Annotated in this window: 14 protein-coding genes; 10 read left to right on the top strand and 4 right to left on the bottom strand. The window is 68.7% G+C overall.

Annotated elements, in window-relative coordinates; all coding sequences use genetic code 11:
* The 8 genes from infB to pnp form a co-directional block, all read left to right on the top strand.
* Positions 1–2,421 (top strand): translation initiation factor IF-2 (infB, locus tag Q8Q71_RS17180; RefSeq protein WP_305760819.1); only part of this gene is annotated, 2,421 nt, incomplete at its 5' end.
* A gap of 67 nt (positions 2,422–2,488) precedes the next feature.
* Positions 2,489–3,004: a hypothetical protein gene (locus Q8Q71_RS17175; RefSeq protein WP_305760818.1), complete on the top strand. Its 516-nt coding sequence runs from the start codon at positions 2,489–2,491 to the stop codon at positions 3,002–3,004.
* A 39-nt stretch (positions 3,005–3,043) separates the two neighbouring features.
* Positions 3,044–3,715, top strand: coding sequence for a hypothetical protein (locus tag Q8Q71_RS17170; RefSeq protein WP_305760817.1), 672 nt, complete (start codon positions 3,044–3,046; stop codon positions 3,713–3,715).
* Complete coding sequence (locus tag Q8Q71_RS17165) at positions 3,712–4,422, top strand: DUF2459 domain-containing protein (protein WP_305760816.1); 711 nt, start codon at positions 3,712–3,714, stop codon at positions 4,420–4,422. Before Q8Q71_RS17170 ends, Q8Q71_RS17165 begins: the two co-directional genes overlap by 4 nt.
* A gap of 112 nt (positions 4,423–4,534) precedes the next feature.
* Entirely contained in the window at positions 4,535–5,005 is a 471-nt protein-coding gene (gene rbfA / locus Q8Q71_RS17160) for a 30S ribosome-binding factor RbfA (RefSeq protein WP_305760815.1), read from the top strand.
* Entirely contained in the window at positions 5,005–5,937 is a 933-nt protein-coding gene (gene truB / locus Q8Q71_RS17155; protein WP_305760814.1) for a tRNA pseudouridine(55) synthase TruB, read from the top strand. Before rbfA ends, truB begins: the two co-directional genes overlap by 1 nt.
* Before the next feature lie 48 nt (positions 5,938–5,985).
* Positions 5,986–6,255, top strand: a complete 270-nt coding sequence (gene rpsO / locus Q8Q71_RS17150; protein ID WP_305760813.1) for a 30S ribosomal protein S15 — start codon at positions 5,986–5,988, stop codon at positions 6,253–6,255.
* A gap of 239 nt (positions 6,256–6,494) precedes the next feature.
* Positions 6,495–8,723, top strand: coding sequence for a polyribonucleotide nucleotidyltransferase (gene pnp, locus Q8Q71_RS17145; RefSeq protein ID WP_305760812.1), 2,229 nt, complete (start codon positions 6,495–6,497; stop codon positions 8,721–8,723).
* Positions 8,724–8,811: 88 nt separating this feature from the next.
* On the opposite strand, the gene Q8Q71_RS17140 is transcribed toward pnp, so the two are convergent.
* The 4 genes from Q8Q71_RS17140 to Q8Q71_RS17125 form a co-directional block, all read right to left on the bottom strand.
* On the bottom strand, positions 8,812–9,339 hold the full coding sequence (locus tag Q8Q71_RS17140) for a hypothetical protein (RefSeq protein ID WP_305760811.1): 528 nt from the start codon (positions 9,337–9,339) through the stop codon (positions 8,812–8,814).
* A gap of 33 nt (positions 9,340–9,372) precedes the next feature.
* Positions 9,373–9,810, bottom strand: coding sequence for a hypothetical protein (locus Q8Q71_RS17135; protein WP_305760810.1), 438 nt, complete (start codon positions 9,808–9,810; stop codon positions 9,373–9,375).
* A gap of 90 nt (positions 9,811–9,900) precedes the next feature.
* A complete protein-coding gene (locus Q8Q71_RS17130; protein ID WP_305760809.1) occupies positions 9,901–10,455 on the bottom strand; it encodes an ActR/PrrA/RegA family redox response regulator transcription factor in 555 nt (184 codons plus the stop codon).
* A gap of 73 nt (positions 10,456–10,528) precedes the next feature.
* Complete coding sequence (locus Q8Q71_RS17125) at positions 10,529–12,016, bottom strand: ActS/PrrB/RegB family redox-sensitive histidine kinase (RefSeq protein ID WP_371315978.1); 1,488 nt, start codon at positions 12,014–12,016, stop codon at positions 10,529–10,531.
* Between the two features lie 53 nt (positions 12,017–12,069).
* On the opposite strand from Q8Q71_RS17125, the gene Q8Q71_RS17120 reads away from it, so the two are divergent.
* Both Q8Q71_RS17120 and gyrB read left to right on the top strand, forming a co-directional pair.
* A complete protein-coding gene (locus Q8Q71_RS17120; protein WP_305760808.1) occupies positions 12,070–12,705 on the top strand; it encodes an SCO family protein in 636 nt (211 codons plus the stop codon).
* Positions 12,706–12,891: 186 nt separating this feature from the next.
* A partial coding sequence (gene gyrB / locus Q8Q71_RS17115; RefSeq protein ID WP_305760807.1) for a DNA topoisomerase (ATP-hydrolyzing) subunit B occupies positions 12,892–15,294 on the top strand: 2,403 nt, incomplete at its 3' end.

The following is a 15,294-nucleotide window of genomic DNA, read 5'->3' as shown; positions in this document are numbered from 1 at the left end:
GCCGCGCCGACCCCGACCCCCGCGCCGACGCCGGCTCCGGTCGAGGCCGCACCGACACCGGCCCCGGCCCCCGCTGCACCGGCCCGGCCCGCGCCGCCGGCCCGCCCCGTGGTCAATTTCGGCCAACGGGTGCCCAAGGCCCCCAGTCCGTCGCGCGCGCCCGCCGGCCCCGCCTTCGGCGGCCGTTCGGCCCGCGAGGAAGCCATGGGCGGCGGCGAGCGCGCCTATTCCGACCGGCCCCAGCCGGCCCGCCCGGCGGGCGGGCGTCCGGCCGAACCGGTCCGCTATTCGGCCCTGACCCCGCGTCCCGCGCCCGGAGCCGCCCGTCCGGGCGCTCCGCGCCCCGGTCCCGGCGGCCGCCCGGCCCCGAACCAGCCCCCGGCCCAGGCCGAGGTGGCCCGGCCCAGCCGCGCCCCCGGCGGCGGTTTCGCCCGTCCGGCCAAGCCTGAGGACGATCGCGACAAACGCTTCTCCGACGCGGGCAAGGCCGTCAGCCGCACCCGAGGCGAGCCCAAGCGCCGCGAGGGCCGCCTGACCATCCAGTCGGTCGCCGGCGACGGCGACACGGCCGAGCGGATGCGCTCGCTGGCCTCGGTCCGCCGCGCCCGCGAACGCGAGAAGGAAAAGCGCAAGGGCGGATCCACCGACGCGCCGAACCGGCCGCGCGAGGTCGTCATTCCCGACGTCATCACCGTGCAGGAACTGTCCAACCGGATGGCCGTGCGCGGCGTCGACATCGTCAAATTCCTGATGCGTCAGGGCCTGATGATGAAGATCACCGACGTCATCGACACCGACACCGCCGAACTGGTGGCCGACGAATTCGGCATGACCGTCCGCCGCGTGTCGGAATCCGACATCGAGACGGGCTTCCTGTCCGACGCGATCGACGACGAGGCGACCACGCCCCGCGCGCCGGTCGTGGCCATCATGGGCCACGTCGACCACGGCAAGACCTCGCTGCTCGACGCCCTGCGGACCACCGACGTGGCCGCGGGCGAGGCCGGCGGCATCACCCAGCACATCGGCGCCTATCAGGTCCGCCTGCCCAACGAAGACCGCGTCACCTTCCTCGACACGCCCGGCCACGCCGCCTTCTCGGCGATGCGCGCGCGGGGCGCCAATGTGACCGACATCGTGGTTCTGGTCGTGGCCGCCGACGACGGCGTCATGCCCCAGACCATCGAGGCCATCCAGCACGCCAAGGCGGCGGGCGCCCCGATCATCGTGGCGGTCAACAAGATCGACAAGCCGGACGCCAATCCGCTCAAGGTCGTCAACGAGCTGCTGCAGTACGAAGTCATCGCCGAGAGCCTGGGCGGCGACACCCAGATCATCGAGGTCTCGGCCAAGAACCGCACCAACCTCGACGGTCTGATCGACGCCATCCTGGTCCAGGCCGAGATGATGGATCTGAAGGCCGATCCGGAACGCTCCTCGGAAGGCGTGGTCATCGAGGCCAAGCTGGACAAGGGCCGCGGCCCGGTCGCCACCGTCCTGGTCAAGCGCGGCACCCTGCGCCGCGGCGACATCGTCGTGGCCGGTTCGGCCTGGGGCAAGGTTCGCGCCCTGCTCAACGAGCGCAACGAACAGCTGACCGAGGCCGGCCCGTCGGTGCCGGTCGAGATCCTCGGCCTCGACGAGGCCCCGAGCCCCGGCGAACCGCTGGCGGTGGTGGAATCGGAAGCCCGCGCCCGCGAGCTGACCGAATACCGCGCCCGCATCAAGCGCGAGAAGGCCACGGGCGGCATCAACCAGGTCAGCCTCGTCGACATGATGTCCAAGCTGCAATCCAAGAAGGTCTCGGAACTGCCGGTGGTCATCAAGGCCGACGTGCAGGGTTCGGCGGAAGCCATCGTCGGCTCGCTGGACAAGATGGGCAACGAGGAGGTCCGCGCCCGCACCGTCATGTCAGGCGCCGGCGGCATCACCGAGAGCGACGTCCAGCTGGCCAAGTCGGCCGGCGCGCCGATCCTCGGCTTCAACGTCCGCGCCTCGAAACAGGCCCGCGACCTGGCCGAGCGCGAGGGCGTGGAGATCCGCTACTATTCGATCATCTACGACCTGCTGGACGACATGAAGGGCGTGCTGTCGGGCATGTTGGCCCCCCTGCAGCGTGAAACCTTCCTCGGCAACGCCCAGGTCCTCCAGGTCTTCGACATCTCCAAGACCGGCAAGATCGCCGGCTGCCGGGTGTCCGAGGGCGTGGTCCGCAAGGGCGCCAAGGTTCGCATCATCCGCGACGACATCGTCGTGCTGGAACTGGGCACGCTCACCACGCTCAAGCGCTTCAAGGACGAGGTCAACGAGGTTCCGTCGGGCCAGGAGTGCGGCATGCATTTCCAGGGCTTCCAGGACATCAAGGCCGGCGACTACATCGAGTGCTTCACGGTCGAAGAGATCCAGCGCACGCTGGACTAGGATCGAGATGGGGAATGACGGCGCGACCCGCCGTCATTCCGCCCCATCCGTTGGGGATCACTTCGCCATGCGCTGTTTCCTGATCGCCGTCCTGACCCTGTCCGCCATCGCCGGCCCGGCGGCGGCGGAGACCCGCTATCTCGCCTACAACGCCTCGGATCGGGTCACCCAGGCGCTCACCCGCGGCATTACGCTGGAAGCTGATCGCGGCCTGTTCGGGGCCATCAGCGTACGGCGCATCATCTCCACCTCGAACCGCGGATCGGCCGACATCCGGCGCGGCGGACCCGACGCCGTGCGGCGCGCCCTGCCGAGCGGTTCGACGGAAACCGCGGTCTATTCCATCACTCCCGAGGGCGGCGGCCGGGCGCTGGGCCGGGCCCTGTGCCCCGGATCGGACGAGGCCTGGATGGTGCTGGGCCGGGTGCGGCTGGCGCGGCCGTTGACGGTGCGCGCCGTTGGGCGCTGGCCGGACGGGACCTACCGCCACTGCGTCCAGCTGTCCTACGACTGGCGCGGCGAATGGGCGGTTCCCCCCTCCAGCGGCGTCGCCGACGATCCGAACGCGCCTGTGGCGCGATAGCCGTTCACCTCCTCGCAAGGCCTCGCTAAGGTTGCGGTGATGTCCGCCGCCGCCCTTCCCCGACAGACCGGATTGAAACGCCTCGCCGGCGCGCTGACGTTTCTCTGCCTGGTGCTGTTCCTGCTGGCCATCGAGAACCGCCAGGCCATCGAGGCGTGGCGCGGCCTGCGGGACGAGGCTCTCCCCGCGGCGGGCCGGGTGGCCGACTGGGCGGGCAGGCTTCCGTCCGGCGCCGCTGACGGGTTGTCGGGTCTGAAGGCGGCCGTCGCCGCGGATCCGGAGATCCTCGCCGCCGGCCCGGCCGACGCCTTGCTGGCGGGCGAGTTCGCGCCCGGCGATGAGGCGACCCGCGCCGCTGTCGGCGCCGTCGCCTTCATCGGCGCGGACTTGAAGTTCGACGCCGGCGAGACCCTCCGCACCCGGCCGCTTCGTATCGCGGCCGGTAGGGAGGCCTTTGCGGCGGGCCAGACCTTCGCCGACCGGCTGGACGCGCCGGCCGACGCGCAGATCGAGCTGCGACAGATCGTGCCCGCGGTGCAGGACCCGCCGGTCCCGGCTTCGGCGTCTTGCGGCGGCGGAACGCCCGGGGTGGTCGCCCTGCTGCACCGTCGGGATCGCGTGGACATGATGGTGTTCCGTGCCCGGACGATCGTCGGGCCCGATGCCCCGCTCTCCGCCTTGTGCGGCGTCTGGAGTTTTCGTCGGCGATGAAACGCCGCCGTGAATCCTGGGGTTTGAAGCGCTTTCTGGCGGTCGGCGGTCTGGCGGTCGTCGCCGCCGTCTGGACCTGGACGGCGCCGGGCGACCCGGCGCTATGGCCCGCGGGCGCCGACGCCGCCGGCGTCGAGGTCCACCTGCTGGACAACGGCTTTCACACCGATCTGGCGGTTCCCCGCCGGTTCCTGGAGGCCCGGCCCGGCCCGCTGGCGGAAGCGGTGCGCAGCCTGGCGCCCGGCGACTGGATCCTGATCGGCTGGGGCGACGCCAAATTCTACGTCGACCAGAGCCCGATGGAGAACCGTCTGCCGGACGGTCTGCGCGCCTTCTTCAGGCCGGGCAACGCCTCGGTGATCATGCTGGATCCGGCCCAACGCGACCCCCGCGCGGCCTTCGCCCCCGGGGCCCGCCGAACGCTACGTCTTTCGGGGGCGGGTTTTGAGGCGATGGCCGACCATATCCAGAATTCGATGGAACTGACCGACGGTCGCCCCCGCATCGCGGCGGCGCGCGCGGACGACGATGCGCGCTTCTTCGCCAGCCGGGAGCATTTCTCGATCGGGCATTTGTGCAACCATTGGAGCGCGGGCGTGCTGAACGCGGCGGGACTGCCGGTGCGCCCGGTCCGGTCGGTCACCTCGGCGGAGGTCATGGCCGCCATCGACCGCGCTCAATTGGACACCGGGCCGTCGCGGGACTAGACCCCGCGCTCTTTCACTTTTGCCGCGTTCGAAAGGCTCCGCCTTTCCGATCCGACGCGGCATCGCTTTTTCAAGCCGGGTCCGATCCCCGGCGGGCGACGAGGACAGAGCCATGAGCAACCGCAAACCCCGCAAACCCGCCGCCAAGGCCGGCACGGTCAGCCAGCGCCAGCTGCGCGCCTCCGAAATGATCCGCCACGCCCTGGTCGAGGTCATGCGCGAGAACGAGATCCGCGACCCGGCCCTGGCCGGGGTCTCGGTCACCGTCACCGAGGTGCGGCTGTCGCCCGACCTGAAGCACGCCACCTGTTTCGTCGAACCGCTGGGCGCCGGCGTCGAGACCGCGCCCGTCGCCGGCCACATCGACGAGATTGTCAAGGCGCTGAACGTCCACGCGAAATTCCTGCGCGGCGCGCTGGGACGGCATATCGACATGCGCTTCACCCCCGACCTGCGCTTCCGCCACGACGAAAGTTTCGCCGCCGCCGAACGGCTCAACCGCCTGCTCGACGACCCGCGTGTCCGCGCCGACGTCTATGTCTCGCCGTTCGAGGATGATGACAAAGAGGACGGTCAGGCCTGATGGGCCGCCGCAAGAAGGGCGAAATCGTCAACGGCTGGGTCTGTCTCGACAAGCCGTTCGGCATGGGCTCGACCGAGGCGGTCTCGAAGGTCCGCCGCCTGTTTGACGCGCAAAAGGCCGGTCACGCAGGAACGCTCGACCCCTTGGCCTCCGGCATCCTGCCGATCGCCCTCGGTGAGGCGACCAAGACGGTCTCCTTCATGATGGAGGCCCAGAAGGTCTATCGCTTCACCATCAACTGGGGAATTTCGACCGACAGCCTCGACCGCGAGGGCGAGATCGTCGGCCGTTCAGACGTCCGGCCTGATGTGGAGGCCGTGCGCGCCGCGCTGCCGGCCTTCGTCGGCGAGATCGATCAGGTCCCGCCCCAGTTCAGCGCCATCAAGATCGACGGCCAGCGCGCCTATGACCTGGCCCGCGAGGGCGCCGATTTCGAACTGGCCAGCCGCCGGGTGACGATCCACGAAGCCGCGGTCACCGACGTACCGGACGCCGACCACGTCGAACTGACCATCCGCACCGGCAAGGGCGTCTATGTCCGGTCGCTGGCCCGCGATCTGGCGGTCATGCTGGGCGCCGAGGGGCATGTTTCGGCCCTGCGCCGTGAGCGGGTCGGGCCGTTCTCGACGGAAAATGCGGTGTCGCTGGATTTCCTGACCGATCTGGTGCATAGGGACGCCGCCTCGGAAGGCTTGCTTCCCGTCGCGACCGCCCTGGACGACATCCCGGAGCTGGCCGTGACGGATCAGGACGCCTTCTCGCTTCGTCAGGGACGACCGATCGTTCTGCTCCCCCGACAGGTCGAAACGCTCAAAAGCCGCCTTCGGGACGGCTCCAGAACCGTTTCAGCCTTTCAGGGTCAGACCCTCGTCGCTCTCGGTCAGTTGCGGGCCGGTCGCTTTGAACCCGACCGCGTTTTCAATCTCCCCTAGCGCCCCTCAAGCAGGGAACCGGTAGGGGCTCCAACATGGAGTCACCCGATGTCGATTACGCCCGAGCGTAAGAACGAAGTCATCGCCGAGAACGCCCGCTCCGCGGGCGACACCGGCTCGGCCGAGGTCCAGGTCGCGATCCTTTCGGAACGCATCGCCAACCTCACCGACCACTTCAAGACCCACAAGAAGGACAACCACTCGCGCCGCGGCCTGCTCAAGATGGTCTCGCAGCGTCGTCGCCTTCTTGACCACCTCAGCAAGGTCGATCGCGAGCGCTACGCCGCCCTGATCGCCAAGCTGAACCTGCGCCGCTAGGCGCGGAGCGCGGAAGAATTTCGAGGCGCGGGCCATGTCCGCGCCTCTTTCCGCATCCAGAGACCAGCCGCGCGCCGCGGTTTATGACGGCGCATGACGCGAGGGCCATACCGGTCCTCTTCTTCCCGGGCGTTTCGCGATGGCGCGGACGCCCATGGACCGAAGGACTGAACGCCCGACGCTCCACCCACTGATGGGACCCCGCGCGGAATCCGCCCGCGGGATACGAAAGACGAAACATGTTCGATATCAAACGCAAGACGATCGACTGGGCCGGCCGCCCGCTGACGCTGGAAACGGGCCGCATCGCCCGTCAGGCCGACGGCGCCGTCCTGGCCACCTACGGCGAGACCGTCGTCCTCGCCACCGTCGTCTACGGCCGCGCGCCCAAGCCGGGCCTGGATTTCTTCCCGCTGACCGTCAACTACCAGGAAAAGACCTTCGCCGCCGGCAAGATCCCGGGCGGCTATTTCAAGCGTGAAGGCCGTCCGACCGAGAAGGAGACGCTGGTCTCCCGCCTGATCGACCGCCCGATCCGCCCGCTGTTCGTCAAGGGCTTCAAGAACGAGACCCAGGTCGTCATCACCGTGCTGCAGCACGACATGGAGAACGACCCGGACGTGGTCGGCATGGTCGCCGCCTCGGCCGCCCTGACCATCTCGGGCGTGCCCTTCATGGGCCCGATCGGCGCCACGCGCGTCGGTTATATCGACGGCGAATACGTGCTGAACCCGACCCTGGACCAGCTGACCACCAGCGATCTGGACCTGGTCGTCGCCGGCACCCAGGACGCCCTGATGATGGTCGAATCCGAAGCCAGGGAGCTGTCGGAAGAGATCATGCTGAACGCCCTGATGTTCGCGCACCGCGGCATGCAGCCAGTGATCGACGCCATCATCGAAATGGCCGAGCACGCCGCCAAGGAGCCCTTCGACTTCCAGCCCGACGACGTGTCGGACATCGTCACCTCGATCCAGTCGCTGGTCGGCGAGGACATCAAGGCCGCCTACACCCACGCCGGCAAATACGAGCGCCGCAACGGCGTCGACGTGGCCAAGAAGGCCGCCGCCGCCAAACTCGTGAAGACCGACGAGAACCCGGACGGCGTCGACGCCGCCAAGTTCGGCGTCGCCTTCAAGGAGTGCGAGGCCCACGTCCTGCGCCGCGACATCATCGACAACGGCCACCGCGTCGACGGCCGCGCCCTCGACAAGGTCCGCGACATCGTCTCGGAAGTCGGCGTCTTCCCGCGCACCCACGGCTCGGCCCTGTTCACCCGTGGTGAAACGCAAGCGATCGTCGTCGCCACGCTCGGCACCGGCGAGGACGAGCAGTACGTCGACGCCCTGAGCGGGACCTACAAGGAGAAGTTCCTCCTCCACTACAACTTCCCTCCCTATTCGGTCGGCGAGACCGGTCGGATGGGCGGCGCGGGTCGTCGGGAAATCGGTCACGGCAAGCTGGCGTGGCGGGCGATCCGTCCCATGCTGCCGAGCTCGGAAGAATTCCCCTACACCATCCGTCTGGTGTCGGAGATCACCGAGTCCAACGGCTCGTCCTCGATGGCCACGGTCTGCGGATCGTCGCTGGCGCTGATGGACGCGGGCGTGCCGCTGAAGCGTCCCGTCTCGGGCATCGCCATGGGCCTGATCCTCGAGCCCTCGGGCGAGTTCGCCATCCTGTCCGACATCCTGGGCGATGAAGATCACCTGGGCGACATGGACTTCAAGGTGGCCGGCACGCGCGAAGGCATCACCAGCCTTCAGATGGACATCAAGGTCGCGGGCATCACCGAAGAGATCATGCGCAAGGCGATCGCCCAGGCTTCGGCCGGCCGCCTGCACATTCTCGACGAGATGGACAAGGCCATCGACGGCGCCCGCTCGGAACTGGGCGAGTACGCGCCCAAGATCGAGTCGATCAAGGTTCCGACCGACAAGATCCGCGACATCATCGGCACCGGCGGCAAGATCATCCGCGAGATCGTCGAAAAGACCGGCGCCAAGATCAACATCGAGGACGACGGCACGGTGAAGATCGCCGCTTCGGACCAGGAGAAGATCGACGCGGCCAAGAACTGGATCTCGTCGATCGTGTCCGAGCCCGAGCCCGGCATGATCTATTCGGGCAAGGTCGTGAAGGTGGTCGACTTCGGCGCCTTCGTGAACTTCTTCGGCGCCAAGGACGGCCTCGTCCACGTCTCCCAGATCGCCCTCGAACGCGTCGCCAACCCGGCCGACGTCCTGACCGAAGGCCAGGAGGTCAAGGTCAAGTTCCTCGGCATGGACGACCGCGGCAAGACCAAGCTGTCGATGAAGGTCGTCGACCAGACCACCGGCGAGGACATCACCGACAAGATCAACGCCGAACGCGCCGAACGCGGCGAGCCCCCGCTGTCCGACGACACCGGCGGCCGTCCCAAGCGTGAAGGCGGCGGCGACCGCGACCGCGGCCGCAGCCGTCGCTAGGACGCGACATCACGTCTGAAATGAAGAAGGCCCCGGTGGAAACACCGGGGCCTTTTTCATGCTGTCCGGAGCGACCGGCGTCCGCAGGTCAAGGCTCGACATGAGAGGGACAGCTCGGCACGGCGTCGTCCGAGCGGGCCAGACTCCCGATCACGACCTGGATGACCGGCTCGGGCCAGTGCTCGAAATTCACCATGCCCGGCGGCACGGTGCAGACCGACGTCGCGTCGGGTTCCCGCGCATGGCCGCCGACGTAGCGGACGATGAATCCCGCATACTGCAGCCCTTGATCCTGTCCGTTCTCCACCTTGAGCAGCGATCCGACGTCCTGGCGCATATGCAGGCCGAACCGCAGGGTCCCGGCCTCAGCCCCGTTCGGATGGTCGCGGGATCCCTCGGCCGGCGGCAGGACATCGCGAACCTCGATCCGGTCGACGCGCACAAGGTCGTAGGTCCCGTCGGCGTTCCGGCGCAGGGTCGCCCGCTCGCCCGCGGCGACGTTCAGGGTTCCCTGAACGTAGCTGGACCGTCGCCCCTCAAACTGCTGCGGCGTCGCGGGATGGGGGACCTGGGCGCTGTAGGCGAACAGTCCGTCGATCAGGATGTTCAACAGCATGGCTGGCTCCGGCTGTAATTCCCCTCGGGATCATCAGCGGTGGCGTCGGGCGGCCGCGTCCAGGCGTCGATCGCCCGCCTCGACATCAGAGACGGCCCCGGGGACGTCCTGGGCCAGGTCCTGGCAGCGGCGCTTCAGCCGCGGGAACATGTGCCGAAGACGCCGACGCGCCTCCTGCGGCGTCACGCCGGCGAGATCCATGACTATGCCGATTTCGGCGCGCTCAAGATCGCGACCCCGATCATAGGCGCGGCTGCGCCGGTCGGCGGTCCAGCCTGCGGCCGTCGATCGCCGCTCGAAGTCATCGGCCAGGCTATGACCTGCGCCGATGTTCACTGTGTAATAGGGTTCGCAGACGGCGAAGAGGGTCGAGAGCCGCCCCAGTCGTTCACCTTCCTCGACCAAGGGGTCGGCCGGGGCCTCGGCCGGCGCGGCCTGAAGCGATAGTGCTAGAAGCACGGCGAACAGCATGCCGCCACCCTCCGCCAATGCGATGACGCAATCAAGTCCCGGTTGCAACGCCCGGGTCTCGCTCGTCGGCCTTGCCCGGGGGGCCCGCCCCTACCTTGGCGCCCGCTTCGCCAAAATCCGCTGCAACGTCCGCCGGTGCATACCCAGCCGCCGCGCCGTCTCCGAGACATTGTGGTCGCACAGTTCATAGACGCGCTGGATATGCTCCCAGCGGACCCGGTCGGCGCTCATCGGATTGTCGGGCGGCTCGGGGGCCTCGCCGGTGGCCAGCAGGGCCTTGACCACGTCGTCGGCGTCGGCCGGCTTCTGCAGATAGTCGACCGCCCCGGCCTTGACCGCCGCCACGGCCGTGGCGATGGCGCCGTAGCCGGTCAGCATGACGATGCGGGCGTCCTCGCGCCGGTCGCGGATGGCCTCGACCACCTTCAGCCCGTTGCCGTCCTCCAGCCGCATGTCCAGCACGGCGAAGGCGGGGATCGAAGTCTTCAGCGCCTCGAACGCTTCGGCCAGCGAGGCCGCCAGGGTGACCACGAAGCCGCGGCTCTCCAGCGCGCGGCCCAGCCGGGTGCGCAGGGCGTTGTCGTCGTCGAGCAGCAGCAGGGTCTTGTCCGCGAGGGCGGCGATCCGGTCTTCGGCGTCGGACATCGGCGGTCTCCTTGGAAGGGGGGAAGTCGGTAACGGCGGGCCTGCGGTCAAGGTTCAGTCGGAGGGTGCGACATCACGACGAGACCTCCAGCGCGGGCCGGGACCAGCGCACGGCCACGCGGGCGCCCCTGGCTTGCCCCTTCGCAGGCGACGGTCCGCCGTCCCCGGGACCCACGAAGACCTTGCCGCCGGTCCGCTCCAGCAGGGTGCGGGCGATGAAGAAGCCCAGCCCCATGCCGCCCTGGCTGGGGGCGATGGTTTCGGGCTGGGGGTCGGGTTTCGCATTCTTCTTCGTCTTGCGCCCGGGCGCGGCGGCGGTGACCGACGCCGCGATCTGGGCCGCCAGCGCCCGGCGAGCCTTGCCCTGGGGCCGACTGGTCACATAGGGCTCGCCCAGGCGCGGCAGGATGTCGGCGGGAAAGCCGGGACCGTCGTCCACGACCTCGATCTCGATGAAGCCGGCGTCGACAAGAGCGCGGACGCGAACCTTGCCATTGGCGAAGTCGGCGGCGTTCTCGACCAGGGTCGACAGGCCGTGGACGACCTCGGGCAGACGCCTCACGCGCGGGGCCTTCTCACCCGAGGCGGTGCGCACCGAGACCTCGAAGTCGAGGTCGAAGCCGCGATGCGGCTCCACCACCTCCTCCAGCAGCGCCTTCAGTCCGACCTCGGCGAAGGCGGGCTGGCCCTCTTCGGGCTGCTGCGACAGGCGTTTCAGGATGTCGCGGCAACGCTCGGCCTGCTGCAGGATCAGGGCCGCATCCTCTGCGGCGGGGCCGTCCCTGGGCGAGGCGCGCAGCAGTTCACGGGCCACCACCTGGATGGTCGCCAGCGGGGTGCCCAGCTCGTGCGCCGCCGCCGCCGCCAGCCCGCCCAGGGCCGCCAGCCGCTGCTCGCGCTGCAGCACGTCCTGGGTCGTGGCCAGGGCCAGTTCCAGCTTCTCGGCGTCGGCCGCCACCCGCCAGGCGTAGGCCGAGGTGAAGATCACCCCGGTCACCAGGGCCAGTCCGACGCCGAAGCGGTAGAGCGGGGGCAGATTCAGCTCGGTTCCCGCCTGCCACGGCAGGGGCAGGGAGACGAAGAACAGGCTGACCGTCGCCGCCAGCACCAGCAGGCCCATCAGCGCGGCCTGACGGCCGGGCAGCGAGGCCGCCGCCACCGTCACCGGCGCCACCAGAAGCAAACAGAAGGGATTCTGCAGCCCGCCGGTCAGGCCCAGCAGAATCGACAGCTGCAGGATGTCGAACCCGAGGTGAGCCGCCGTCATCCGCCCGTCGGGCAGCGAGCCGTCGCTGCGTTTCAGCCGGGCGGTGGCGTTCAGGTTCATCGCCACGCTGGCGGCGATGGCGGCCAGACATCCCCAGAGCGGCAGGTCGAAGTGGAAATAGAGGACGGCGACCGCGATGGTCGCGCTCTGCCCCACGATGGCCATCCAGCGCAGGATGACCAGGGTGCGCAGGCTCAGGCCCCGGCCGCGGCGCGGCAGGTTGCGCCAGCCGGGGAAGCGGTCCGGGCCATCCGGCGCGAACTGCGACGACAGGGGGTCTTGGGACAGGCTCACGCCTCTTCTATAGACCGGACGCGCGCGGGCGCGCGCGTTTTCGAGGACCGTCCATGCCGCGTCGCTCCATCCTGATGTTCGCCGGCGCCTGCATTGCTGTCGCGATCACCCTGGCGGTCACGACATTCGTCGTCATCGAGCGTTCGGCGTCTTCCCCGAGTATATATGCCGAAAGCGGCTCCGGCGCCTCGACCGGACACCCCTCCGTCGGCGGCCCGTTCCAGCTGGTGAACCATGATGGCCGGGCGGTCGACCAGACGCTGCTGAACGGCAAATGGTCGCTGGTGTTTTTCGGCTTTACGTACTGCCCCGACTACTGTCCGACCACGCTGGGCATGCTGGACGCGACCAAGCGGGCGCTCGGAGCCCGGGCCGACGACGTCCAGGTCATCTTCATCACCGTCGACCCGGAGCGCGACACCCCCCGGGCGCTGAAGGACTATCTGTCGTCGGACGGTTTTCCCGACGGCGTCATCGGCCTGACCGGGACGCCGCAACAGGTGAAGGCCGCGGCCGACGCCTATCGCGCCGTCTATCAAAGGGTCGGCGAGGGCGAGGGCTACACGATGAACCATTCCCTGACCATCTACCTGATGGGTCCGGACGGGAAGTTTCGCGCACCGCTGGCTCACGACCTCGGACCGGAGCGCTCGGCGCGGCTGATCGCCCAGGCCATGGAGCGCGGCTGAGACCGCCTCGGCGATCGCACCTTCGGGGCCCCGTTCGGCCGCCGGTTTCGCTCGCAATTCAACCCCGAAACCCTATATGTTGCGGGCTCCTGCGCGGATCAGATTCGCGCTCTGGAACCCGCGTTTTCCGGGCGCCCGAGACAGCGCCTTTTCCGGCCCGAAACGGGCGATGATCCGACCTTTTGAATGACCGACCAGACCGAGACCGCGCGCCACGAAGACACCGCCGAAGAGGCCGCCTACGGCGCCGATTCCATCAAGGTCCTCAAGGGCCTGGACGCAGTGCGCAAACGCCCCGGAATGTACATCGGCGACACCGACGACGGCTCGGGCCTGCACCACATGGTCTATGAGGTGGTCGATAACGCCATCGACGAGGCCCTCGCCGGCCACGCCGACCTCGTCCAGGTCATCCTCAACGCCGACGGCTCCGTCACCGTGACCGACAACGGCCGCGGCATCCCCACCGACATCCACGAAGGCGAAGGCGTCTCGGCGGCCGAGGTCATCATGACCCAGCTGCACGCCGGCGGTAAATTCGACCAGAATTCCTACAAGGTCTCGGGCGGCCTGCACGGCGTCGGCGTCTCGGTCGTCAATGCGCTTTCGGACTGGCTGAAGCTGGTCATCTACCGCAACGGCAAACGCCACGAGATGAAGTTCGCGCGCGGCGACACGGTCGAATCCCTGCGCGTCACCGGCGACGCGCCGATGCGCGACAACGGCAAGGTGCTGTCGGGCACGGAGGTCACCTTCTACCCCTCGGTCACCACCTTCGCCCACATCGACTTCGACCTGAAGACGCTGGAGCACCGGCTGCGCGAACTGGCCTTCCTCAACTCGGGCGTGGTCATCAAGCTGCAGGACCACCGCGGGGCCGAGCCGTTCGAGGAAATCCTGCACTACGAGGGCGGGGTCGAGGCCTTCGTGCGCCACCTGGACAAGTCCAAGACGCCGATCCTCAAGGACGTCATCGTCATCCGCGGCAAGAAGGAAGGGATCGAGATCGATCTCGCCCTGTGGTGGAACGACAGCTACCACGAGACCATGCTGTGCTTCACCAACAACATCCCCCAGCGGGATGGAGGCACCCACCTGTCGGCCTTCCGCGCCTCGCTGACGCGGGTCATGGGCGGCTATATCGACACCGCCGGCGCGGCCAAGCGGGAGAAAGTCTCGGTCTCGGGCGAGGACGCCCGCGAAGGCCTGACCTGCGTCCTGTCGGTCAAGGTGCCGGATCCGAAATTCAGCTCGCAAACCAAGGACAAGCTGGTCTCGTCGGAGGTGCGCCCGGCCGTCGAGGGCCTGTGCTCCGAAGGCCTGTCGACCTGGTTCGAGGAACATCCGGTCGAGGCCAAGGCCGTCGTCGCCAAGATCATCGAGGCCGCCGCCGCCCGTGAGGCGGCGCGCAAGGCCCGCGACCTGACCCGGCGCAAGACCTCGATGGACATGGCTTGCCTGCCGGGCAAGCTGGCCGACTGTCAGGAACGCGATCCGGCCAAGTCCGAACTGTTCATCGTCGAGGGCGATTCCGCCGGCGGCTCGGCCAAACAGGCGCGCAACCGCGAGAACCAGGCCGTCCTGCCCCTGCGCGGCAAGATCCTGAACGTCGAGCGGGCGCGCTTCGACCGGATGTTGTCGTCGGACCTGATCGGCACCCTGATCCTGGCCCTGGGCACCGGCATCGGCCGCGACGACCTCAACGCCGACAAGCTGCGCTATCACAAGATCATCCTGATGGCGGACGCCGACGTCGACGGCGCCCACATCCGCACCCTGCTGCTGACCTTCTTCTATCGGCAGATGCCCGAGCTGATCACGCGCGGCCACGTCTATATCGCCCAGCCGCCCCTCTATAAGGTCTCCAAGGGCAAGCAGTCTCGCTACCTGAAAGACCAGGCCGAGATGGACGCCTATCTGATCGAGGAGGGCTCGTCCGAGGCCGAGCTGGACCTGTCCACCGGCGAGCGTCGCCTGGGTCTCGATTTGCAGGCTCTGGTGCGCGAGGCCAAGGCCTTCAAGGGCGGCGTCGATCGCCTCAGCCAGCGCGCCCCCGCCTTCGCCATTGAACAGGCGGCCCTGGCCGGCCTGTTCGCCGAAAACGCCGACATGACCCAGGCCTCGGCCGCCGCCGCCGTGCGCCTGAACCTGTACGCCGAAGAGGGCGACGGCTACTGGACCGGCGCGCCGGGCGAACAGGGCGCGGTCGTCTTCACCCGCACCCGGCGCGCGGTTCAGGAAACCATCGTGCTGGAAGAAACCCTGCTGCGTTCGCTGGACGCGCGTCGTCTGGCCGAGCGCGCCGCCGCCTTCGACGGCGTCTTCTCCGCTCCGGCCACCTATCGCCGCAAGGACAAGTCCACCACCATCCGGGGGCCGCTGGACCTGCTGAACGCGGTGCTGGACGCCGGCAAGAAGGGCCTGGCCATCCAGCGCTACAAGGGTCTGGGCGAGATGAACCCGGAACAGCTGTGGGAGACCACGCTGGACTCCAACGCCCGCACCCTGCTGCAGGTCTCGGTCGAACACGAGGAAGACGCCAACGACCTGTTCGCCAAACTGATGGGCGACGTGGTCGAACCCCGCCGC

This window comes from Brevundimonas sp., assembly GCF_030704825.1.
GTDB lineage: Bacteria > Pseudomonadota > Alphaproteobacteria > Caulobacterales > Caulobacteraceae > Brevundimonas.
The sequence above is the reverse complement of the archived record's forward strand: the minus strand, read 5'-3'. Positions and strand labels throughout refer to the sequence as shown.

Bases quoted from the DNA above. Each gene is read 5' to 3' on its own strand.
- Q8Q71_RS17175 (WP_305760818.1), top strand. From the start codon at position 2,489: ATGCGCTGTTTCCTGATCGCCGTCCTGACCCTGTCCGCCATCGCCGGC.
- Q8Q71_RS17170 (WP_305760817.1), top strand. From the start codon at position 3,044: ATGTCCGCCGCCGCCCTTCCCCGACAGACCGGATTGAAACGCCTCGCC.
- Q8Q71_RS17165 (WP_305760816.1), top strand. From the start codon at position 3,712: ATGAAACGCCGCCGTGAATCCTGGGGTTTGAAGCGCTTTCTGGCGGTC.
- rbfA (WP_305760815.1), top strand. From the start codon at position 4,535: ATGAGCAACCGCAAACCCCGCAAACCCGCCGCCAAGGCCGGCACGGTC.
- truB (WP_305760814.1), top strand. From the start codon at position 5,005: ATGGGCCGCCGCAAGAAGGGCGAAATCGTCAACGGCTGGGTCTGTCTC.
- rpsO (WP_305760813.1), top strand. From the start codon at position 5,986: ATGTCGATTACGCCCGAGCGTAAGAACGAAGTCATCGCCGAGAACGCC.
- pnp (WP_305760812.1), top strand. From the start codon at position 6,495: ATGTTCGATATCAAACGCAAGACGATCGACTGGGCCGGCCGCCCGCTG.
- Q8Q71_RS17140 (WP_305760811.1), bottom strand. From the start codon at position 9,339: ATGCTGTTGAACATCCTGATCGACGGACTGTTCGCCTACAGCGCCCAG.
- Q8Q71_RS17135 (WP_305760810.1), bottom strand. From the start codon at position 9,810: ATGCTGTTCGCCGTGCTTCTAGCACTATCGCTTCAGGCCGCGCCGGCC.
- Q8Q71_RS17130 (WP_305760809.1), bottom strand. From the start codon at position 10,455: ATGTCCGACGCCGAAGACCGGATCGCCGCCCTCGCGGACAAGACCCTG.
- Q8Q71_RS17120 (WP_305760808.1), top strand. From the start codon at position 12,070: ATGCCGCGTCGCTCCATCCTGATGTTCGCCGGCGCCTGCATTGCTGTC.